Here is a 1,041-nt window from a genome sequence, read left to right on the forward strand (position 1 = left end):
AAGCAATCATTACAACGCCCGCACCGGCCACCCCGCAATCTGCAGGGAACGAGATCGACCATACGCCCCACTGGCTATGGTTGGGCGGGATCGACTATGCGCCCATTGCCGCACTGACCTTGTCGATCAGCGGGCGTGGGCAGTCTTCCTATTATCTCACCGGCGCCAATGCCGAAGGCAAATGGGGCGAGCAGACCGTCTTCGACGTGAGCGCCTCCTATCGTCTGAACAAAACAATTGAGTGGGGCATTGCACTCAAGAACATCGGCAATGAATATTACGAATATGTCTGGTGGGACGGAGCGCAGACGCTGCACAGCCCAGCCAACGGCCGCAACGTGACCACCAGCGTAAGGCTGCGCTACTGATGCGCCAGAAGGGAGACAGGCTGCGCCATTGGGTGCGAAGGCTCCACCTCTGGCTTGGGCTTAGCCTTGGCGGCCTGCTTGCCCTCCTCGGCCTGACGGGTTCGATCCTGGCATTTTACCCCGAACTGGATGCTGTGCTGCATCCGGAAATCCGGGCAGAGGCTTCGGGCCCGCCAGATTGGGACCGGGCAGTAGCAACCGTGCGCGCAGCGTACCCGGACAAAGAAGGGTCGTGGCGGTTTGAGGTAACGGACCAGGCCGGCGCGATCCCCGCGCGCTATTACGAACCGCCTGAGCGGCCCGGCTACGCTTTCCGTCCGATGATGGTCTGGCTCTCTCCTAATGGCGGCGCGGTGCTGCGCCGCGATTATTGGGGCGAATACGCCGTGACCTTCCTCTACGATCTGCACTACCGCCTGCTGCTGGGCGAGATGGGCGGCACGGTGCTGGGCTGGATCGGCTTCGCTCTGCTTGCGCTGCTGCTCACCGGACTGTGGGCTTGGTGGCCCAGAATATGGAGCCGCGAATCCTGGGGCAAGGCGCTTCGCTTCAAGCGTGGTGCTCCGCCGCAACGCGCCTTGCGCGACTGGCACAAGCTGACCGGGCTGTTCGGTATTGCGTTTCTGCTGATCCTTACGGTCACGGGCATCATGCTCGAACTGCCCGATGAGAG

1 protein-coding gene and 1 pseudogene are annotated in these 1,041 nt (G+C 62.2%); both read left to right on the forward strand.

Going from position 1 to position 1,041, the window contains the following annotated elements; translation table 11 throughout:
* A pseudogene (locus tag AAFM29_RS17695) lies at nt 1-368 on the forward strand (TonB-dependent receptor); the annotation flags it as partial.
* On the forward strand, nt 368-1,041 hold a 674-nt coding region (locus tag AAFM29_RS17700), incomplete at its 3' end, for a PepSY domain-containing protein (protein ID WP_341714027.1). The pseudogene AAFM29_RS17695 and the gene AAFM29_RS17700, both read left to right, overlap by 1 nt.

Origin of the sequence: Erythrobacter sp. (genome assembly GCF_038133525.1) — a bacterium.
GTDB lineage: Bacteria > Pseudomonadota > Alphaproteobacteria > Sphingomonadales > Sphingomonadaceae > Qipengyuania.